At 69.4% G+C, this 21,635-nt stretch carries 10 protein-coding genes; 2 read left to right on the top strand and 8 right to left on the bottom strand.

Going from position 1 to position 21,635, the window contains the following annotated elements; genetic code table 11:
* The first annotated feature begins 5 nt into the window (after window positions 1-5).
* Window positions 6-12,524, top strand: coding sequence for a type I polyketide synthase (locus A5680_RS02650; protein ID WP_067815831.1), 12,519 nt, complete (start codon window positions 6-8; stop codon window positions 12,522-12,524).
* 25 nt (window positions 12,525-12,549) lie between these two features.
* Window positions 12,550-15,141 carry a sugar epimerase family protein gene (locus A5680_RS02645; protein WP_067815828.1) on the top strand — a complete coding sequence of 864 codons (2,592 nt, stop codon included), beginning with the start codon at window positions 12,550-12,552 and terminating at the stop codon, window positions 15,139-15,141.
* Window positions 15,142-15,150: 9 nt separating this feature from the next.
* On the opposite strand, the gene A5680_RS02640 is transcribed toward A5680_RS02645, so the two are convergent.
* The 8 genes from A5680_RS02640 to A5680_RS02610 all read right to left on the bottom strand — a co-directional run bounded on the left by A5680_RS02640 (window position 15,151) and on the right by A5680_RS02610 (window position 21,511).
* The gene (locus A5680_RS02640; RefSeq protein ID WP_055399459.1) at window positions 15,151-15,570 is read right to left on the bottom strand and encodes a hypothetical protein; all 420 of its coding nucleotides are present in this window, start codon (window positions 15,568-15,570) and stop codon (window positions 15,151-15,153) included.
* Window positions 15,563-16,843 carry a cytochrome P450 gene (locus A5680_RS02635; RefSeq protein WP_067815825.1) on the bottom strand — a complete coding sequence of 427 codons (1,281 nt, stop codon included), beginning with the start codon at window positions 16,841-16,843 and terminating at the stop codon, window positions 15,563-15,565. The genes A5680_RS02640 and A5680_RS02635 overlap by 8 nt, the downstream gene beginning before the upstream one ends.
* Before the next feature lie 15 nt (window positions 16,844-16,858).
* Window positions 16,859-17,911, bottom strand: coding sequence for a dihydrodipicolinate reductase (locus A5680_RS02630; RefSeq protein WP_067815822.1), 1,053 nt, complete (start codon window positions 17,909-17,911; stop codon window positions 16,859-16,861).
* The gene (locus tag A5680_RS02625) at window positions 17,908-18,330 is read right to left on the bottom strand and encodes a hypothetical protein (protein ID WP_055399465.1); all 423 of its coding nucleotides are present in this window, start codon (window positions 18,328-18,330) and stop codon (window positions 17,908-17,910) included. Before A5680_RS02625 ends, A5680_RS02630 begins: the two co-directional genes overlap by 4 nt.
* Before the next feature lie 17 nt (window positions 18,331-18,347).
* Window positions 18,348-18,953 (bottom strand): hypothetical protein, encoded by a 606-nt coding sequence (locus A5680_RS02620; RefSeq protein ID WP_231977549.1) that lies wholly within the window; start codon window positions 18,951-18,953, stop codon window positions 18,348-18,350.
* An 89-nt stretch (window positions 18,954-19,042) separates the two neighbouring features.
* Window positions 19,043-19,171 carry a hypothetical protein gene (locus tag A5680_RS26435; protein ID WP_255353594.1) on the bottom strand — a complete coding sequence of 43 codons (129 nt, stop codon included), beginning with the start codon at window positions 19,169-19,171 and terminating at the stop codon, window positions 19,043-19,045.
* Between the two features lie 16 nt (window positions 19,172-19,187).
* Entirely contained in the window at window positions 19,188-19,994 is an 807-nt protein-coding gene (locus A5680_RS02615; RefSeq protein WP_055399468.1) for a CbbQ/NirQ/NorQ/GpvN family protein, read from the bottom strand.
* The gene (locus tag A5680_RS02610; RefSeq protein ID WP_067815929.1) at window positions 19,991-21,511 is read right to left on the bottom strand and encodes a nitric oxide reductase activation protein NorD; all 1,521 of its coding nucleotides are present in this window, start codon (window positions 21,509-21,511) and stop codon (window positions 19,991-19,993) included. The genes A5680_RS02615 and A5680_RS02610 overlap by 4 nt, the downstream gene beginning before the upstream one ends.
* Between the last annotated feature and the right edge of the window lie 124 nt (window positions 21,512-21,635).

Here is a 21,635-nt window from a genome sequence, read left to right as displayed (position 1 = left end):
TAGTGATGGTGGATCAACTCCAGCATGCGACCGAAGCGCTGCGCAAAGCGCTGGTCCAGGTCGAGCGCCTGAAACGCACCAACCGTGCGCTGCTGGAGCGGTCGAGCGAGCCGATCGCGATCGTCGGCATGTCCTGCCGGTTCCCCGGCGGAGTCGAGACCCCAGAAGACCTGTGGCAGATGGTCGCCGACGGCCGCGACGTCATCACCGAATTCCCCACCGATCGCGGCTGGGACCTGGCGAGCCTTTTCGACCCGGACCCCGACGCCCGCCACAAGACGTACGCGCAGACCGGCGGTTTCGTGGACGGTGTCGCCGACTTCGATCCGGCGTTCTTCGGCATCGCGCCGAGCGAGGCGCTCGCCATGGATCCGCAGCACCGGATGCTGCTGGAGCTGTCCTGGGAGGCCCTGGAGCGGGCCGGGATCGATCCGAGTGGCCTGCGGGGCAGCGCCACCGGCGTGTTCGCCGGCCTCATCGTCCAGGGCTACGGCATGCTCGCCGAGGAGATCGAGGGCTACCGCCTGACCGGCATGACCTCCAGCGTCGCTTCGGGCCGGGTGTCGTACGTGCTGGGGCTGGAGGGCCCGGCGGTCTCGGTGGACACCGCTTGCTCGTCGTCGCTGGTGGCGTTGCACATGGCGGTGCAGTCGCTGCGCTCGGGCGAGTGCGATCTGGCGCTTGCCGGGGGCGCGACCGTCAACGCCACCCCGACCGTGTTCGTCGAGTTCAGTCGCCACCGCGGGCTGGCCCCGGACGGCCGCTGCAAGGCCTACGCCGGAGCGGCCGACGGCGTCGGTTGGTCGGAGGGCGGCGCGATGCTGGTCGTCGAACGACTCTCGGATGCGCGGCGGCTGGGCCATCCGGTGCTGGCGGTGGTGCGCGGCTCGGCGGTCAACCAGGATGGTGCGTCGAACGGGTTGACCGCGCCCAACGGTCCGTCGCAGCAGCGGGTGGTGCGCGCGGCGCTGGCCAACGCCGGCTTGTCGCCGGCCGACGTCGACGTCGTCGAGGGCCATGGCACGGGCACCACGCTGGGTGACCCCATCGAGGCCCAGGCGCTGTTGGCGACCTACGGCCAGGATCGCCCCGAGCCGCTGTGGCTGGGTTCGATCAAGTCGAACATGGGTCACACCCAGGCCGCCGCCGGCGTGGCCGGGGTGATCAAGATGGTCCAAGCCATGCGCCACGAGATGTTGCCTGCCACATTGCATGTCGACGCGCCCAGCCCGCACGTGGATTGGTCGGCGGGATCGGTGGCACTGCTGACTGAGGCGCAACCCTGGGCGGCCGAACGGCCGCGTAGGGCCGGCGTGTCGTCGTTCGGCATCAGCGGCACCAACGCGCACGTGATCGTCGAGGCGGCGCCGGCGCCCGAGCCGCCGGAGGACCGCCCGAAGCCGGCGGTGGTGCCGTGGGTGGTGTCGGCGAAGTCGTTGTCGGCGTTGAGGTCTCAGGCCGCCCGGCTGGCCGCGCATATTCGCGGCCACGAGAAGCTCGAGGTCGCCGACGTGGCCTGGACGCTGGCCGGCCGCGCGACCTTCGAGCATCGGGCCGTCGTCGTCGGTGGCGACCGGGACCGATTGCTGGCCGGGCTGGACGAATTGGCCGGCTCCGAGATGGCGGACCTCTCCGGTTCGGTGATCCAGGGCTCCGCGGTGCCGGCGGGCAAGAACGTCTTCGTGTTCCCCGGCCAGGGTTCGCAGTGGCTGGGCATGGGCGTCGAATTGCTGGACGCCGCACCGATATTCGCCCAGCAGATCGATGCGTGCGCCGAAGCGTTCTCGGAATTCGTCGACTGGTCGCTGATCGACGTCCTGCGCGGCGCACCCGGGGCTCCGGGTATGGACCGCGTGGACGTGGTGCAGCCGGTGCTGTTCGCCGTGATGGTCTCGCTGGCCGAACTGTGGAAGTCGGTCGGGGTTAGCCCGGACGCGGTGATCGGCCATTCGCAGGGTGAGATCGCCGCGGCGTATGTCGCCGGCGCCTTATCGCTGCGCGATGCGGCCCGGGTGGTCACGCTGCGCAGCCAACTGCTGCGATCGCTGGCCCACTCCGGGGGCATGCTGTCGATCGCGTGCAGCACCGATCGCGCGCGGGAACTGTTGGCGCCCTACGGCAATCGCGTCAGCATCGCCGCCGTCAACGGCCGCTCCGCGGTGGTGGTATCGGGTGACGTGGCGGCCCTCGACGAGCTCGTCGGGTTCTGCGCCGACCTGGAGCTGCGCACCCGACGGATCGACGTGGACTACGCGTCGCACTCGGTCGAGGTCGAGGCCATCCGTGACGAGCTGGCCGAGGCCCTGGCCGGTATCGAGCCGCGTTCCTCGCGCATCGCCTTCTTCTCCACGGTCACCGGAAATCGTTTGGACACGGCCGGTTTGGACGCCGCCTACTGGTATCGCAACATCCGGCAGACCGTGCAGTTCGACCAGGCGGTGCGCGCCGCATGCGAGCACGGCTACCGCACGTTCATCGAGTCCAGCCCGCATCCCGCGCTGATCGCCGGTGTCGAAGACACCGCCACCGACTGCCTGAAAAACGCCGCCGGCGACTCCGAGGCCATCGTGGTTCCCACCCTGGGCCGCGAGGACGGCGGACTCGGGCGGTTCCTGACGTCGGCCGCCGTCGCGTTCGCCGCGGGCGTCAGCGTGAGGTGGCGCGGCGTGTTGGCCGGCGCGAGCTTCGTGGAGCTGCCGACGTACGCCTTTGACCGGCGCAGGTTTTGGCTGTCCGGCGAGGGCATCGGGGCGGACGCCGCGGGTCTGGGCCTGGGGACCAGCGAGCACGCCTTGCTCAGCGCGGTCGTGGAGCTGCCGGCCTCGGACGGGGTGCTGCTGACGGGTCGGCTGTCGCCGAGCCTGCAGGGCTGGCTGGCCGATCACGCCGTCTCCGGTGCCGCGGTGTTCCCGGGCGCGGGCTTCGTCGAGCTGGCGATCCGGGCCGGCGACGAAGTCGGTTGTCCGGTGGTGGACGAGTTGACGCTGCAGGCGCCCCTGATGCTGTCCGCCTCGAGTTCGGTTGCCGTACAGGTGGTTGTCGGCGCCGGCGACGAATCGGGCCGGCGCGCCGTGTCGGTGTTTTCCCGCGCCGACGCCGGTTCGGGATGGGTATGCCACGCCGAAGGCATGCTGAGCTCCCGGTCGATCGAGGCCGCCGCCGACCTGTCGGTGTGGCCGCCCGAGGGTGCGGTCGCGGTGGACCTGGCCGACGGCTACGACCAGTTGGCGGCGCACGGATACGGTTACGGCCCGGCGTTTCGGGGGCTGACGGCGACGTGGATCCGCGGCGACGAAGTGTTCGCCGAAGTGCGGCTGCCGGACGCGGCGGGAGGCGTCAGCGGGTTCGGCGTCCACCCGGCATTGCTCGACGCGGCAATGCACGCCGTCATCATGGCCCAGCAGGCGGCGGGCCGGCCCGTCGATGTGATGTTGCCGTTCTCGTGGCAGGACGTCTCGCTGCATGCCGCGGGCGCGACCGCGGTCCGGGCGCGGATCGCGCCCACCGCCCGGCAGGGCGGCGGGGGCACCACCGCGATCTCGATCGAGCTCGCCGACGGGCTGGGCTTGCCGGTGTTGTCGGTCGGCGCGATGGTTGCCCGTCCGGTCAGCGAGCGCCAGCTGCGGGCGGCGGTGTCGAGCTCGGGTCCCGAGCGACTCTTTGAGGTCGCCTGGACGCCTTCGGCCGGCCCGGCCGCCACCAACCCGGCGCCCTCCTACGAGATCGTGGAATCCGTTGTCACCGAACAGGATCCCGTCACCGCGAGCTACCAGCGCACCCACGAGGCGCTCAGCGCGGTGCAAGCCTGGTTGGCCGAGCGCGACTCCGGGGTGTTGATCGTTGCGACCCGCGGCGCGGTGGGATTGGCGGGCGAGGACGTCAGCGACCTGGCTGGCTCTGCCGTATGGGGCCTGGTGCGCTCGGCGCAAACGGAACACCCGGGCCGCATCGTCCTGGTGGATTCCGATGTGCCGCTGGATGATCAGGCGGCGGCGTCGGTGATCGCGGCCGGCGAGCCGCAGGTACTGTTGCGCGGCGGCCAGCTTTACACCCCACGCGTGCGGCCCAGCCGCGCAGCCGACGACCTTCTGGTGCCCCCGGCCGAGGGACCCTGGCGACTGGGCATCAGCAGCGCCGGCACCTTCGAAAACCTAAGGCTGGAGCCGGTTCCCAACGCCGGCGCGCCGTTGGAGCCGGGCCAGGTCCGCGTCGCGCTGCGCGCCATCGCCGCCAACTTCCGCGACATCATGATCACCCTGGGCATGTTCACCCACGACGCGCTGCTCGGCGGTGAGGGCGCCGGCGTGGTCACCGAAGTCGGCCCGGGCGTCACCGATTTCGCGGTCGGCGACTCGGTGTACGGGTTCTTCCCCGACGGCAGCGGCACGCTGGTCGCCGGCGATGTGCGGCTGCTGCAGCCGATGCCGGCTGATTGGTCGTACGCCGAAGCCGCCGCCATCTCGGCCGTCTTCACCACCGCGTACATGGCCTTCGTGCACCTGGCCCAGGTCAAGCCGGGGCAGCGGGTGCTGGTGCACGCCGCCGCCGGCGGCGTGGGCATGGCCGCCGTTCAGTTGGGCCGGCACCTAGGCCTCGAGATCTTCGCGACGGCCAGCCGGGGCAAGTGGGACACGTTGCGAGCCATGGGTTTCGACGACGACCACATCTCGGATTCCCGCAGCCTGGAATTCGAGGACAAATTCCGCGCGGTGACCGGTGGCCGCGGCATGGACGTGGTGCTGGATTCGCTGGCAGGCGATTTCGTGGATGCCTCGCTGCGGCTGGTGGCCCCCGGCGGCATGTTCCTGGAGATGGGCAAGACCGACATCCGCGATCCCGGTGTGATCGCGCAGGAGTATCCGGGCGTGCGCTACCGCGCCTTCGACCTCTTCGAGCCCGGCCGGCCGCGGATGCACCAGTGGATGATCGAGCTGGCCGGTCTTTTCGACGCCGGCGTGCTGCGGCCACTGCCGGTGACCACCTTCGACATTCGGCGCGCTCGGGCGGCGTTGCGATACCTGAGCCAGGCCCGCCACATCGGCAAGGTAGTCATGACGCTTCCCGTCCCGTGGACCGCGGGCACCCTGCTGATCACCGGCGGGACCGGAATGGCGGGTTCGACGCTCGCCCGGCACCTGGTGACCGAACACGGGGTGCAGAACCTGGTGTTGCTGAGCCGCAGCGGTTCCGCCGCGGCCGGGTCGGCCGAGTTGGTCGCCGAGTTGGAGCGCGCCGGCGCCCGGACGCGGGTGGTCGCGTGCGACGCCGCCGACCGGGAGGCGCTGGCCGCCGTGCTCGCCGAGATACCGGTGAGCCACCCGCTGACCGGGGTCATCCATGCCGCCGGCGTCCTCGAAGACGCGGTCGTCACCTCGTTGACTCCGGAACGCGTGGATGCGGTGTTGCGCGCCAAAGTGAATGCCGCCTGGAACCTGCACGAGCTCACCCGCGGTCTCGACCTTTCGGTGTTCGTCATGTTCTCGTCGATGGCCGGCCTCGTCGGGTCGTCGGGGCAAGCCAACTATGCGGCGGCCAACTCCTTCCTCGACGGACTCGCCGCGCACCGGCGGGCCCACGGGCTGCCGGCCATCTCGCTGGGATGGGGGCTGTGGGATCAGGCCAGCGCGATGACCGGTGGGTTGGACGCCGCCGACCTCGCGCGGCTGGGTCGCGACGGCATCCTGGCGTTGTCGTCGGACGAGGCGATGGAATTGTTCGACACCGCGGTGATCCTCGACGAGCCGTTCCTGGCCCCCGCCCGCATCGACCTGAACGCGCTGCGCGCGCACGCCGCCGCGGTGCCACCCATGTTCGCCGACCTGGTCAACGCGCCCGCGCGGCGCCAGGTCGACGACTCGCTCGCGGCCGCCAAGTCGAAATCGGCTCTGGCCCACCGTCTGCACGGGCTGCCCGAGGCCGAACAGCAGGCCGTGCTGCTGGGCCTGGTGCGCTCGCATATCGCCACCGTCTTGGGCAACACCACGCCGGAGGCGATCGACCCGGACAAGGCGTTCCAGGACCTGGGCTTCGACTCGCTGACCGCGGTCGAAATGCGCAACCGGCTGAAAACCGCCACTGGTCTTGCGCTTTCACCCACCCTCATCTTCGACTACCCGACGCCCAACAGCCTGGCGGGCTACATCCGCGGCGAACTCGCCGGGGTGCCGCAGGAGATTGCGCCCGCCCCGATCGCCCGCCAGGTCGGCGACGACCCGATCGTGATCGTCGGCATGTCTTGCCACTATCCGGGCGGGGTGAATTCCCCCGACGACCTGTGGCAGATGCTTGTCGATCGCCGCGACGTGCTCTCGGAGTTCCCCACCGACCGCGGCTGGGACCTGGCCGGCATCTACAGCCCGGATCCCGACGTCCCGGGCACCTGCTACACCCGCACCGGCGGCTTTGTGGACGGCGTCGCGGACTTCGACCCGGCGTTCTTCGGCATCGCGCCCAGCGAGGCGCTGGCGATGGACCCGCAGCAGCGGATGTTCCTGGAGCTGTCCTGGGAAGCGTTGGAGCGGGCCGGAATTGACCCCGCCGCGTTGCGGGGCAGCGCGACCGGAATGTTCGCCGGCGTGTACACCCAGGGCTACGGCATGGGGGCCGCCCCGGCCGCCGAGGGCTTCCGCCTGACCGGGCAGTCGTCGAGCGTGGCGTCGGGACGGGTGTCATACGTGCTGGGGCTGGAGGGCCCCGCGGTGTCGGTCGACACGGCGTGCTCGTCGTCGTTGGTGGCGCTGCACATGGCGGCGCAGTCGCTGCGCTCGGGCGAGTGCGACCTGGCGCTTGCGGGTGGCGTCACCGTCAACGCCACACCCGACATCTTCGTGGAGTTCAGCCGCATGCGGGGGTTGTCCGCCGATGGCCGGTGCAAGGCGTACGCGGGGGCAGCCGATGGCACCGGGTTCTCCGAGGGCGGCGGAATGCTTGTCCTGGAACGCCTGTCGGACGCGCAGCGACTGGGCCACCCGGTGCTGGCGGTGGTGCGCGGTTCGGCGATCAACTCCGACGGCGCATCCAACGGCCTGACCGCCCCCAACGGCCCGTCCCAGCAACGTGTGGTCCGTGCGGCGCTGGCCAACGCCGGGTTGTCCGCGGCCGAGGTCGACGCGGTCGAGGGCCACGGCACGGGCACCACGTTGGGTGATCCCATCGAGGCCCAGGCGTTGCTGGCCACCTACGGGCAGGACCGCGCCGAGCCGCTGCTGTTGGGATCGATCAAGTCGAACATGGGTCACACCCAGGCCGCCGCAGGCGTGGCCGGTGTCATCAAGATGGTGCTGGCGATGCGCCACGACCTACTGCCGGCCACCCTGCACGTCGACGAGCCCAGCCCGCACGTCGACTGGTCGGCGGGATCGGTGTCGCTGCTGACCGAACACCGGGCCTGGCCGGCTATTCGCCCGCGCCGCGCCGGCGTGTCGTCGTTCGGAATCAGCGGCACCAATGCCCACGTCATCATCGAGGCCGCACCCGTCCAGGACGCACCCGCCGCCGACCGTGAGCGGCCGCCGGTGTTGCCGTGGGCGGTCTCGGCAAAGTCGCTGCCCGCGTTGAGCTCTCAAGCCCATCGGCTGGCCGCGCACCTGCGCGGGCACGGCGAGCTCGACATCGCCGATGTGGCATGGTCGCTGGCGGGCCGCTCCCACTTCGAACATCGGGCCGTGGTCGTCGGTGGCGACCGCGGGCAGCTGATGGCGGGCCTGGACGAGGTGGCGACCGGTCAAGTCGTTTCGGTCGTTCAGGGGACGGCGACGCCCGGCGGCAAGACCGTCTTCGTCTTCCCCGGCCAGGGCGCCCAAATGCTCGGTATGGGAAGGGGTTTGCACGGCGCGTACCCAGTGTTCGCCGAGGCGTTCGACAGCGTCGTGGCGGAGCTGGACCGGCATCTGTTGCGGCCCCTGCGCGACGTCATGTGGGGAGCCGACGAAAACGTCCTGAACACCACCGAATTCGCGCAGCCGGCGTTGTTCGCGGTGGAAGTCGCCCTGTTCCGGCTGCTCGAATCCTGGGGCATTCGCCCCGACTTCGTGCTCGGCCACTCGATCGGGGAGCTGGCCGCCGCGCACGTCGCCGGCGTCCTGTCGCTACAGAATGCGGCGGTGTTGGTCGCCGCCCGGGGCCGCTTCATGCAAGCCCTGCCCGAGGGCGGGGCGATGGTCGCCGTGCAGGCCACCGAGGAGGAAGTGCGCCCGCTGCTCGTGCCAGAGGTCGGCATAGCCGCGGTCAACGGGCCTGCGTCCGTGGTCATTTCGGGCGCCGAGGACGCAGTGAGCGCGATCGCGGACCAACTCCGCGCCGACGGCCGCCGCGTCCATCGGTTGGCGGTGTCGCACGCGTTCCACTCGCCGCTGATTGAACCGATGATCGACGAGTTCGGCACGGTCGCCGCCGGGCTCGCGGTCGGCAAACCGACGATACCGATCGTGTCGAACGTGACCGGGCAGCTGGCGGCCGACGATTTCGCCTCGCCCGCCTACTGGAAGCGGCACATTCGCGAAGCGGTGCGGTTCGCCGACAGCGTCCGCTACGTGCACGCGGCCAGTGGCAACCGCTTCTTCGAGGTCGGCCCCGGCGGTGGACTCACGGCTTCGATCGAGGAGACGCTTCCGGACGCGCCGGTGATCACCATGTCGGCGCTGCGCAAGGACCGCCCGGAGCCGGTGACGCTGACCAACGCGGTCGCGCAGGGGTTCGTAGCCGGGATGGACGTAGATTGGCGCGCCGTGGTCGGCGACGCCCATTTCGTGGAGCTGCCCACCTATGCCTTCGAGCGCCGCAGGTTCTGGCTCTCCGGTGACGGCGCGACGGTTGACGCCGCGGGGCTGGGCCTGGCGCCCGGCGAGCACGCGCTGCTCGGCGCGGTGGTCGAGCTGCCGGCATCCGGTGGAGTGGTGCTGACCGGCCGGTTGTCGCCCGGCGCACAGGGCTGGTTGGCCGACCACGCCGTCGGCGGCGTGGTGCTGTTCCCCGGCGCGGGATTCGTCGAGCTGGCCATCCGCGCCGGCGACGAGGTGGGCTGCGGAATTGTCGACGAACTGAATCTGGCTGCGCCGCTGGTGCTTCCGGACTCGGGCTCGGTTGCGGTCCAGGTCGTGGTCGGCGGCGCCGATGACTCGGGTGCCCGCGCGGTGTCGGTGTTCTCGCGTGGCGATGCGGGTGCGGGTTGGTCGTTGCACGCCGAGGGTGTGCTGCGGCCCGGGTCGGTGCAGCCGAGCGCCGACCTGTCGGCGTGGCCGCCGTTGGGTGCCGCCCCGGTGGACATCGGCGACGGCTATCAGCTGCTGGCCGAGCGCGGGTATGGGTACGGGCCCGCGTTCCGTGGCCTCACCTCCATGTGGCGCCGCGGCGACGAGGTGTTCGCGGAAGTGACCCTGCCCGCCGACGCGGGGGTGTCCGCCGCCGGATTCGGCGTCCACCCGGCGATGCTCGATGCCGCGCTGCACGCGGTGATCTTGGCGTCGGGCGGCGACGAGCTCCCCGAAGGTTCGATGCTGGTGCCGTTCTCCTGGCAGCAGGTCTCCCTGCACGCCGCGGGCGCGACGGCGGTGCGGGCGCGGATCGTGCCGGTGAGTGAGTCGGCCGTGTCGATCGAACTCGCCGACGGGCTGGGCCTGCCCGTGCTCTCGGTGGCGTCGATGGTGGCCCGACCCGTGACCGATCAGCAGCTGCTGGCGGCGGTGTCCAGCTCGGGCCCCGACCGCCTCTTCGAGGTCATCTGGTCGGCGCAACGGTCGACCTCGGTGCAGCCGGTCTCGATCTCGCTCTGGGGCGCAACGGAATCGGACAACTTCGAAGCACAACCGTCGGCGGTCGTGTTCGAGTCGGTGCCGGTGGCGACCGACGTCGTCGCCGACGTCTACGCGGCCACGCGTGCGGTGCTGCCGGTGCTGCAGTCCTGGCTGGCCCGCGACGGGGCGGGCACCTTGGTGGTGGCGACCCGCGGCGCGATGGCGTTGCCGGGGGAGGACGTCACCGACCTGGCGGGCGCGGCGGTGTGGGGACTGGTGCGCTCGGCGCAGACCGAACACCCCGGCCGGATCGTGCTGGTGGACACCGACGGCGCCCTGGACGAGGAGTCGGTCGCCGCGGCTCTGTCGGTCGGCGAGCCGCAGGTATTGCTGCGCGGCGGGGCGGTATACACCGCCCGGGTGCATGGCAGTCGCGCCGTCGGCGGCCTGCTGGTGCCGCCGGGTGACGAGCCGTGGCGGCTCGGCATGAGCAGCCCCGGCACGTTCGAGAATCTACGGCTGGAGCGCATTCCCGACGCCGACGCCCCGCTGGCGCCGGGACAGGTCCGGGTCGCGGTCTCGGCCCTGGCCGCGAACTTCCGCGACGTGATGATCGCGCTCGGGTTGTATCCCGACCCCGACGCCGTCATGGGCATCGAGGCCTCCGGCGTCGTCATCGAAACCGCCTCGGAGGATGGACGTTTCGCGGTCGGTGACCGCGTCATGGGACTGTTCCCCGATGGCACGGGCACGATCGCCAGGACCGACCACCGGCTGCTGGCCAAGATGCCGGTCGGCTGGTCGCACACGGCCGCCGCGACGACCACGGTGGTTTTCGCCACCGCCTTCTATGCCCTGGTTGATCTGGCCGCGGCCAAGCGCGGCCAGCGGGTGCTGGTGCACGCCGCCGCCGGCGGCGTGGGGATGGCCGCGGTGCAGTTGGCCCGCCACCTCGGCCTGGAGGTCTTCGCCACCGCCAGCCGCGGCAAGTGGGACACCCTGCGGGCCATGGGCTTTGACGACGACCACATCTCGGACTCCCGCAGCCTGGAATTCGAGGACAAGTTCCGCGCCGTCACCGGCGGGCGTGGCGTGGACCTCGTGCTGGACTCGCTGTCCGGCGACTTCGTCGATGCCTCCCTGCGCCTCGTCGCCCCGGGCGGCGTGTTCCTGGAGATGGGCAAGACCGACATGCGCGCACCCGAGGCGGTCGCCGAGGCGCACCCGGGGGTGCGCTACCGCGCCTTCGATCTGTTCGAGGCCGGCCCGGACCGCATCGCCCAGATCCTCGACGAGCTGACCGCGTTGTTCGCCGATGACGTGCTGCGGCCGTTGCCGGTGACCAGGTTTGACGTACGACGGGCGGCGGCGGCGCTGCGGTATCTGAGCCAGGCCCGCCACGTGGGCAAGGTCGTGATGACTGTGCCTACTGCGCCAGGTGGTGCCCTGGGGGCCGGCACGGTGTTGATCACCGGGGCCACGGGAATGGCGGGTTCGGCGTTGGCCCGCCACGTGGTGAGCCACCACGACGCGCGCAACTTGGTGTTGGTGAGCCGGCGCGGCCTGGACGCGCCGGGCGCCGCGGAGTTGACGACCGAGCTGACGGCCGCCGGTGCCGAGGTGCACGTGGTGGCCTGCGATGCCGCCGACGGCGAGGCGCTGGCGAAGGTGATTGCCGATATCCCGGTGCACCGGCCGCTTTCGGGGGTGATCCACGCGGCCGGTGTGCTCGACGACGCGGTGATTTCCTCGCTCACCCCCGAACGGGTGGAGGCGGTGTTGCGGGCCAAGGTCGACGCGGCGTGGAACCTGCACGAGCTGACCCGCGACCTGGATATCTCTGCGTTCGTGATGTTCTCGTCGATGGCGGGGCTGGCGGGAGCGTCGGGCCAGGCCAACTACGCGGCGGCAAACTCGTTCCTGGACGGGCTGGCCGTGCACCGGCGGATGCATGGCCTGCCGGCGATGTCGCTGGCCTGGGGCCTGTGGGATCAGGCCAGCGCCATGACCGGTGCGCTCGGGGCGGCCGATCGCGCCCGCTTCGGCCGCGACGGCATTGTCGCGATGTCCTCCGACGAGGCGCTGGAACTCATGGACACCGCGCTCATCGTCGACGAGCCGTTCCTGTTGCCCGCCCACATCGACCTCGCCGCCCTGCGGGTCAAGTTCGACAACGGGACGTTGCCGCCGATGTTCGTCGATCTGATCAACGCACCGACCCGGCGCCAGGTCGACGATTCGCTCGCCGCGGCGAAATCGAAATCGGCTCTGCTGCAACGCCTCGAAGGACTGCCCGAGGACGAGCAGCAGGCGGTGCTGCTGGACCTGGTGCGGGCCAACATCGCCACCGTGCTCGGCAGCTCCAGCCCCGAGTCCATCGACCCGGACCGCGCGTTCCAGGAGCTGGGCTTCGATTCGCTCACCGCAGTCGAGATGCGCAACCGCCTCAAATCCGCCACCGGCCTGGCGCTGTCGCCCACGCTGATCTTCGACTACCCGAACTCCGCCGCGCTGGCCGGTTACATGCACTCCGAACTCGTCGGCACGGCCGAGCAACGGGGTCCGGCCGCCGCGCCGGGGGAGGCGGAGATTCAGCGCGCCGTGGGGTCCATTCCGGTCAAGCGCCTGCGACAGGCCGGGGTGCTGGAGCTGTTGCTCGCGTTGGCGAACGAAGCCGACGGCGGTCGTGTCGACAAACAGGCACCGGCCGACGCCGCGACCTCGGAGAAGGACATCGCGGACATGGACCTCGAGGATCTCCTCAACGCGGCGCTGATGGACGACGACGAATAGCCATGAGCCTGGGCAAGGGTAGCCAGTGAGGATCGCCGTCACCGGGGCCGGCGGCGTGCTCGGCCGGGGCCTCACGTCCCGCCTGCTCAGCGAGGGCCACGACGTCATCGGAATCGCCCGCCATCGGCCTGAAAGCTGGCCGAGCGCAGCCGGATTGGTCGCCGCCGACGTCCGGGACGCCGCGGTGGTCAACCGCGCGCTGGCCGGTGCGGAGGTCGTCGCTCACTTCGCTTGGGCGCACGACGATCGGGCCGGGCGGCAAGTCAACGTCGACGGCACCCGCAACGTCCTGGCGGCGGCGGCCGAGACCGGGGCCAGGAGAATCGTTTTCGCGTCGTCGCCGCGCGTTTATGGCGGCGGCGACGCGCCGAAGACCGAGCACGACCTGAAAGCGCCGGTCGGCGCCGACGGCGAAGACAAGGCGCGGGCCGAACGGATGCTCGAGGAATCGGGTCTGGAATGGGTCACGGTCCGTTCCGCGCTGATTCTCGGCCGGGGCGTCGACAACTGGGTGCGCCGGCTGCTGGCGCTGCCGGCCTTCCCCGATGGGACGGTCGACCGACTCATGCAGGTCGTCCACCTCGACGACGCGCTCCGGTTATTCTGCCGGGCAATCGTGGACGGCGAAATCGGCAGCGGCGCGGTCAATCTCGCAGCTCCCGGTGAACTGACCTTCCGGCGCGTCGCCGCGGCACTCGGACGCCCGATCGTGCCGTTCGGCGTTGAATCGGCCGGGCTGAAGCTGGTGCGCGGCGCCCCGTTCATGGATACCGCGCGGTTGCGCGAGCAGTGGGACTTTCGCCCGGCGTGGAACTCCGCCGAGTGCGTAGAGGATTTCGCGCTCGCGGTACGCGGTCGGATCACGCTGGGCAGGCGGGTGATATCGCTGCCGTGGCGCATGACCTTCATCGCGGACCTGCCCGCTGTCGACGCGCCGAGCGAAGACGGCGTGAAGCCCGAATGGGCCGGCCCACCGGGGGATAACGGGGAGTTCGACACCCCGATCGACCCGCGCTTTCCGACGTTTCTGGCGACCAACTTGTCGGAGGCACTGCCCGGCCCGTTCTCGCCGGCGTCGGCCTCGGTGACCGTGCGCGGGCTGCGCGCCGGCGGCGTGGCCATAGCCGAGCGGCTGCGCCCCGGCGGCATCATCCAGCGCGAGATCGCGATGCGCACGGTCGCGGTGTTCGCCAATCGACTCTACGGCGCAATCACCTCCGCGCACTTCATGGCCGAAACCGTGCCCTTTGCCAAACCCGCGACGATCGTCAGCAACAGCGGATTCTTCGGCCCCAGCATGGCGTCGCTGCCGATCTTCGGGGACGAACGTCCACGCTCCGAAACCAGCCGCACCCGACGACAACTGCGGACCGTTCGGAACATCGGGGTCTTCGGCGTCAACCTCATCGGGTTGTCCGCCGGCTCGTCCAGGGACACCCACGAATTCGTGGCCGATGTCGATCGCCTGGAGCGCCTGGCCGACGACATCACCAGGTTGGACGATCGCCGGCTGCTCAGCCTGATCTCGCTGGCGCGCGACGATGTGGTCCACGGCTGGGTGCTGGCCTCGGCGTCGTTCATGCTGTGTGCCGCGTTCAACGTCCTGCTGCGCGGTCTGTGCGGGCGTGACACCGCCGCGCCGGCGGGGCCGGAATTGGTCAGTGCCCGATCGGTCGAGGCCATGCAGCGATTGGTGGTCGCGGCGCGGCGCGACCCGAAAGTGACGGCGCTGCTTGCCGAACCGGGGGAGCGGCTGGGCAAGCTTGCGGTGGAGGCCCCGGAGTTTCACGCCGCCGTGCTGGCCGAGCTGGCGCTGATCGGGCATCGCGGCCCGGCCGAACTCGAGATGCTGTCCATCAGCTACGCCGACGATCCCGAGTTGCTCGTCCGGATGGTGACCAGGGCGATGAGCGCGCCTGAAACGCCTCAGCCGCAGCACGCCCGAATTCCGTTGCACGCCAGGCCCATTGCGCAGCTGGCGGCGCGCCAGCTCCGCGACCGCGAAGTCCGTCGCGACAAAGTGGTGCGGGCCAACTGGGTGCTGCGCAACCTGATGCGCGAGTACGGGCGCCGGTTGGTTCAGGCCCAAATGGTCGAAACCGCCGATGACGTGTTCTATCTCCTCGTCGACGAACTCGATGCGCTGCCGGCGGATGTCGGCGCGTTGGTGGCCCGGCGCCGTGCCGAGCAACGCCGGCTGGCCGGCGTGGTCCCGCCGACGGTGTTCAGCGGCAGCTGGCAACCGACCACAACCGCCACGGCGGTTCTCGCCAGCGGCGACACCCTGCGCGGGGTCGGGGTGTGCGGCGGCAAGGTTCGCGGCCGGGTGCGGATCGTGCGGCCCGAGACCATCGACGACCTGGAACCGGGCGAGATACTGGTCGCCGAGGTCACCGACGTCGGATACACCGCGGCGTTCTGCTACGCCGCGGCGGTGGTGACCGAACTCGGCGGCCCGATGTCGCATGCCGCTGTGGTGGCCCGCGAATTCGGGTTCCCTTGCGTGGTGGACGTGCAGGGAGCCACCAAGTCGCTGCCGCCCGGCGCACTCGTCGAGGTCGACGGCGCGTCGGGCGAGATCCGGGTGCTGGAAGTGGATCAACCGCTAACCGGCTGAGCCGGCGCCTCAGGGCAGGTTGGTCGACAGGAAGGTCAGCGGCAGGCCGCACACCGAAAGGTCGATTTCCTCCAGGTAATTGCCCTCGCCCTCGAAGCCTTGCCGAAAGCGGGTGATGGAGCCATAACGCTTGGCGACTGCGTCGGCTTGCGACGCCCCTTCGACCTGCAGCACCACCGTGTAGACGCCGTCGCCGTGGCTCGCCAGGAACTCGGCCACCGAGGCGGCCACCCCGGCGGTGGAGGCGGGGTGCGGGCTGATCAGCTCGATTCCCCGGTTCCAATCCAGGAGCACCCGGAGCCCCAGTTCGTCCAGGCTGATCTCGTCGAAGCTGAAGCCCAGCTCCGTGAACAGCTGACCCACGGCGTCATGTCGCTCGCGCGCGACGGCGAAGACGACGTGATGCAGGCGCGGCGACGAGTCATTCATCGGTGACCTCCAGCGGTGCTCGCGAGATGGTGATCGGCCGGGAGAACTCCACGAGAAGGCTTGTCGGACCGCTCATGCCGAGCATCGGCTTCCACGGGGCCGGTCCGACGCGGTGGGCGTCCGGCAGCCGCTGCGCCAAAATCCGCAAACCTTCGGCCAGCTCCAGCCTCGCCAGGTTGGCGCCCAGGCAATAGTGGACGCCGCCGCCGAACGTGAGCACGGCCGGTGCCTCCGTGCGGGTGATGTCGAAGCGGTCCGGATCGGGATAGATGGCCGGATCACGATTGGCGGCAAAAGAATTCACCAGAATGTGGGTGCCGGCGGGAAACGTGTAGCCGCCCAATTCCACGTCCTCGTGCACCGTGCGGATCGTGTTGCACACCGCGGGGGAGTGGCGCATGCTCTCCTCGACCGCGGGCGCGGCGAGTTCGGGGTGCGCGCTCAACATCGCCCACTGCTCGGGGTGATCGAGGAGTACCTGCATCGAGGCGGCCAGCTGGTTGCGGGTGGTGTCCGTTCCGGCCAGCAACAGTCCGGCCACGGTCATCCGAAGTTCGTCCGCGGTGAGCCGGTCGCCTCGACGAGTCGGGTCCTCGGCGCGGATGAGATCGGAGAGTAGGTCGTCCGTCAGGCGGTGTCGTCGCTCGGCCACCATGGCATCGACATAGGCGTCGAGCTCGGCCCAGCCTTGCAGGACCACGGGCATTTCGTCGACGAGGTTCACCGAGAAGTTCACCATCTTGAAGATCGTTTCGGCCCAGTGGGAGAACTGTTCCCAGCTGCCGCGGGGAGCGCCCAGCAGTGCGCAGATGATGGGGATCGGGTACTGCCGGGCGATGTCGGTGACAACGTCACAGCGGCCGGCGCCGGCGACGCCATCGACGAGTTCGTTGACGACTTCGCCGATGGTGTTGTGCAACCGCGCGGTGGCCCGCGGTGTGAAGGCCCTCGACACCAGGCTTCGCAGGCGATGATGTTCGGCGCCCTCGGCGCAGATGATGCTGCCGACGACCCTGTCCCAGAGCGGACCTGAGGTCACGCCTTGCGCCGTCAGATGCAACCCGGGGGGAATCACGAACCGGGTGTCGCGCATGATGCTGCGGGCCAGCTCGTAGGACAGGACTTCGGGTCCGATCGGGCCGATGGCGATCGGGCCTTGCCGCTGCGCGGCCCGGATGCGGGGGTAGACCTCGTGCGGCGATTCGGTGAGGTCGTATTCGAGCGTTGGGAGCCCGGCCTCGAAGACGCTGGGCGCACCGGTTGTCGCGGTCATTTCACTCACGTCCTCTCAGTTGCGTGCCAGCACTCCGCGCGGCAGGAGCAGCGGTAGGTCGTTGTAGGTGGCGATGCCGGGCGGGGCGGCGACGACGGCGGGTATCGCGGTGATCGCCGGCATGGCGGTGATGGTGAGACCCAGCATGATGTAGTCGTCCAACGTATCGCCCTGAAAGTCCGGCGGTGGAAGGAAACTCAGCGTTGTCTTGATGGTCGGTCGCCCGTGGACCTCGATGGTGTAGCCCATATCCAGCGGCCAATCGGGATCCAATGTTTGGCCCTTGCGCCAGCGCCCACGGATCTCGATGACCTCGCGGTCGCCGACGATCCCCTTCCACCGGACGTCCACGCCGGCGACGCACCCCTTTGCGATCGTCCAGTCGCCGGGAAGATGCAGGTCTTCGGTGGTCCGGGCGTATTCGACTTCGCAGCGCACGTCGTCGAGTTCGGCGCCCAGAGCTTCGGCGACCAGCAGCACGCCGTCCCGGAAGACACCCGACCCCTTCGCCGTGATGCCCGGAAGATCGGGCTGGTCGACGGGATACCCGAAGCCCATGGGTATTTCGGTGGCCGGAGAGTTGTAGACCGTCGTGTCAACGGATTCCAGCATGGAAACCTTGTCGACTCGATCCGAGAGCCCCGCCGACACGATCGCGAACAGTTGGACGAATCCCGGGTTGATGCCGCTGCCGAAGATGGTCGATCCGCCCCGCCGGCAGGCCTCGGCGATGCGATCGCGGCCCGCGCCGAGGAAGTGGCCGGTGACGAACCCGGCCGTGCCAACGACGTTGACGCCCGCAGCGAGGATGCGGACCAATTCGTCGACGTCGGCGAACATCGGGTTGTAGACCACGCAGTCGGGTTTCAGCGCGAGCAGCGCCTCGATGTCGTTGGTGGCCTTCACATTGAGCGGTTCGATCCCGCACAGCTCGCCCACATCGCGGCCGGCCTTTTCGGGCGACCAGGCGTAACATCCGACGAGTTCCAGCGCGGGGTTGGCGGCGATCGCCCGGACCGAACTCTTGCCGACGTTGCCGGTCGTCCATTGCACCACCCGGTAGGTCACGGGTGCGCCGAATGCCGTTGAGCCTCCTGGCGGGCGATCCGGTCGTTGTGGATCTTGACGAGTTCGCGGAACCCGAGCCGGTGATACTTCGGTATCGGCTGGATGCCCCAGACGTCCTGCGCGGTGGCCTTCCCCTCGGCGCCCTCCGGCGGCCCGAACGGCGGGTACGGATACTTGCATTCCAGGGTGTCGTTCGAGTAGCGAATCTTGAGCAGCTCGCTGCAGATCTGGGTGAGGCTGAGCGTGGGGTAACCGTAATAGACCGCCATGAACGGCAACGTGAAAGCGCCTTCGATGACCAGTGCCACCAGGCACACCAAGACGGCGCGCTTGATCCATTTGTGCATGCGCGCGTAGTACGGCGTGGTCCCCGGCTCGAGATCCGTAGCCGGTTGCTGTTCTTCGGATGTGGCGGTCATCGCAGGCGCTCCTTGAGCTAGTCGGTGAAGATCTCTCGGTTGACGGTGTGCAGATAGGGGATGGCGAGGAAGGGGGTGATGTAAAAGATGTCGTAGAGCCACCAGCCGACGACGGGGAATACGACGCCGGCGTAACGCACGTCGGCGAACATGGTCATGTTGAACACGTAGGCGCACCAGATCACCACGCCCATCCAGCAGGTGACCACCATCCACTGATGGCCCCACCGCTTCATTTGCAGGAACCCGATCGCAGCGGCCACCCGCATGGAGAACACCGTGAGGATCAAGCCGGCCACATAGGCCTTCTCGCCCGGCCCCGCCGCACCGCCGACCCAGAGTTGGTTGTAATGCCAAAAGTAGCCGGCATCAAACATGTTGCCCCACCCGACCATCAGAACCCGATTGATCAGCGTGTGGTTGGCGACCAGGTCCAGGGCCCAGCCGAGGCTGTTGAGCATGCCGTCGATCAGGACCAGATAACCGATCAGGGTCACGATCATGGGCCGGACGGACAGGCCCGCGCGCAGCGCTTGCCGCTGCAGCCACACCCCGCGCATGAAGATGGGAAATCCGACCAGACCGGGGGCCCACATGCCCATCAACGCGGCGCCGACGATCATCCACTTGTCGGCGCGGCGCTGCGCCCGGTGGGACTCATCGTGGTGATCGTCCAGGCCGGCCGAGCTAACTGGTTGCTCGACAACAGGTTTCACAAGTCCCACCACCCACGGGCGAACGACATGTACAGCTGAATGCCGAACATCACCAGCAGGTAGCCGTAGATGAAGATCTGGAAGACGATCAGCGCCCTCTTGCGCTTCTCCTCCTGTCGGTCCATGCCGTCAGCTCCTTTCCTAGGGCCGTGCACCCGGGGCGTCGGTGGTGGCCAGGCTGGCCGCCGCGACTTCGCGTAGACCGTCGGTGACCGCGCCGTCGGTGCTCAGCGGCGCGAGTATGCACGCTTCGGCCGCATCCAGTTCGGTTGCGCCGGCGGTGATCAGGTGACCCGCCGTGACCAACACCCTGGTCGACGGCGGCTCGAAGTGAAATGCTTCGTCGGCGGTGCGGATCGCGACCGCGCAGTCGACCAGGCGCCGAGCCGTGGCCGGCGGAACGCCGGCTTCGGCGACAATCACTTCGGCCTCGCGCTCGGGCGGCAGGTATGTCATCGCGAGCGTGACGAACCGTTGGCGGAACGACGGTTTGAGCTCCTTGAGCGAGCTGCGATATGCGGGGTTGTACGAACACACCAGCATGAACTCCCCGGGCGCCGTCACCACTTCGCCGGCCCGGTCGAGGAACAGCGATCGCCGGTGATCGGTGAGCGAGTGCAGGATGGCCAGCGAGTCGTGGCGGGCCTCGACGACTTCGTCCAGGTAGCAGATCGCGCCGGCCTTGACCGCCCGGGTCAGCGGGCCGTCGGTCCACACCACGTCACCGCCGGTCACCATGAAGCGGCCGACCAGGTCGGAACTGGTCAGGTCGTCGTGGCAACTGATGGTGACGACCGGTCGTTGCAACAGCAGCCCCATGTGCTCGACGAACCGCGTCTTGCCGCAACCGGTCGGTCCGGTGAGCATCACGGGCATGCGCTGGCGGAAGGCCTGTTCGAACAACTCGACCTCGTTGCCGTTCGCGAAATAACCGTCGACGGCGCTCATGCGGCAACCAGTTCACGATGAACGTGAGCCAACACCCGCGGCAGCTCCTCGATGCGCCTGATCCGCTGAGAACGCCTGGGCCCGAACACCTCCGGCAGCGGATCGACCCGGGTTGGTCCGACGCCGACGTAATACACCGATACCCCGGCGTCGTTGGCCTCCTCGACGGCGTGCGCGGCATCCGCCCATGCGTAGCGGCCCTCGTAGCCCTCATCGGAAATCAGCCCGTCGCCGATGACGATCAGCAGGCGCCGCTCGGAGGCCTGTGCGAGGAGCCGGTTGGTCAAGTGGCGCAGCGGCGCGCCGAGCCTGGTGTATCCGCGGGTGGACAGCCCGAGCCCGCTCGGCACCACCAATCGGCGGTCCTCGAAGTCCTTCAGGCACTGGACTTCGACCCGGTGGCGGGTATTGCCGGTGAAGACGAACACACCGTGCCGCTCGTGCGCGTGCGTCATGGCGCGGGAAAGCGCGTCGGCGCAGGCCAATTCCAGTTCGAAGACGCGCCCGCCGTGCACCCCCAGCGACGAACTGCCGTCGAGCAGCACGGCCGTGGTGACGTCGCGGCCGCTGGGCAGCAACTCACGGAAGATCTTCGGCTCCTTGGCCTCGCCGGTGGTCAGGTCGATGTAATGGTTGACGTATTGGTCGACATCGAGATCGGAGCCGTCTTCGCGGCGGTTTGTCATCGCGCGATGCGTGTGCTCTTCGAACCACTTGCGTACGTCAACGGCGATGGGCACCGGGCGGGCAGCGCGCCGGACGTCCGCACGCTCGAGCACCGCCACGTGATCGCGCATGAAGCGCCGGGTCCACATGTTCCATTCGGGATAGGGGATCCCGGGCCGGTGTTCGGGGGTGACGTCGAAATCGTTGTCCTGCGGGCGGCTCGGTGGCGGCAGGTTCGGGTTGCGGACGCCCCCGTCGCCCCCGACGGGAACCGAGTACGGTCGCGGAAGGCGCTTTTGCGTTGTGGTCCATGGCATCCGGCCGAAGCTGCGCCGTAACCGGTCGGCTAGCCCCCGCGGCATCGTGTGGGCGAGCGGCAGATGGCCCAGCAGCGGATGAATCGTCAAGGCTCCCCTCGTGGCCGCCAACGCAATCGCGCGCTCCAGCATCTGTTCGGCGGGCGTATCGCCGGGTTCGGGATGCAGTTCGGGGAGCAGCCGTTGCAGGTCGGGTAGCAGGCCCGGCCACCTCTCGGCGGTCCAGCCGAGCGCGACTGCGGCCTCGACCAGAGTGAGCGCGCGCAATTCCCGGGCGGATAATTCGTTCAGGCGATATCCCAGGATGCGTTCCTTCGACGGCGAACATTGCAGGGCGACACCGCATGTCAGGTCCCGGCGGGTCCAGCCGGGGGCGGGATAGGGGAGATGAACGAACGTGAGCGCCGCGTTCAAACCGAAGCTTCGCCGTTCCCCGGTGACGAGGCGGACGCCCTCGCGACGTCGCTCGCTGAGCGCGACCGCCGCCACCGAGCAGCTCCGCTCCAGCGCCATCGCGGGTGAATCGTCAGCCATGGGCCAGCTTTCGTTCGGTTCGGCGGTCCGGTCCACCGGTTAGAACGTGCCGATATTGGAGAACAGCCAATACCAGAACCAGATGATCAGCCCGGTGCCGCCCCACGCGGCGACATAGCGCAGG

Source organism: Mycobacterium sp. E2989 (assembly GCF_001667595.1).
Taxonomy (GTDB): Bacteria; Actinomycetota; Actinomycetes; order Mycobacteriales; family Mycobacteriaceae; genus Mycobacterium.
This window is presented reverse-complemented; position numbering and strand designations above follow the sequence as displayed.

Excerpts from the sequence above, each read along its gene's own strand:
- A5680_RS02610 (WP_067815929.1), bottom strand. The coding sequence starts at position 21,511 with ATGGCTGACGATTCACCCGCGATGGCGCTGGAGCGGAGCTGCTCGGTG.
- A5680_RS02620 (WP_231977549.1), bottom strand. The coding sequence starts at position 18,953 with ATGATCGTCGGCGCCGCGTTGATGGGCATGTGGGCCCCCGGTCTGGTC.
- A5680_RS02650 (WP_067815831.1), top strand. The coding sequence starts at position 6 with ATGGTGGATCAACTCCAGCATGCGACCGAAGCGCTGCGCAAAGCGCTG.
- A5680_RS02615 (WP_055399468.1), bottom strand. The coding sequence starts at position 19,994 with ATGAGCGCCGTCGACGGTTATTTCGCGAACGGCAACGAGGTCGAGTTG.
- A5680_RS26435 (WP_255353594.1), bottom strand. The coding sequence starts at position 19,171 with ATGGACCGACAGGAGGAGAAGCGCAAGAGGGCGCTGATCGTCTTCCAG.
- A5680_RS02635 (WP_067815825.1), bottom strand. The coding sequence starts at position 16,843 with ATGACCGCGACAACCGGTGCGCCCAGCGTCTTCGAGGCCGGGCTCCCA.
- A5680_RS02640 (WP_055399459.1), bottom strand. The coding sequence starts at position 15,570 with ATGAATGACTCGTCGCCGCGCCTGCATCACGTCGTCTTCGCCGTCGCG.
- A5680_RS02625 (WP_055399465.1), bottom strand. The coding sequence starts at position 18,330 with ATGACCGCCACATCCGAAGAACAGCAACCGGCTACGGATCTCGAGCCG.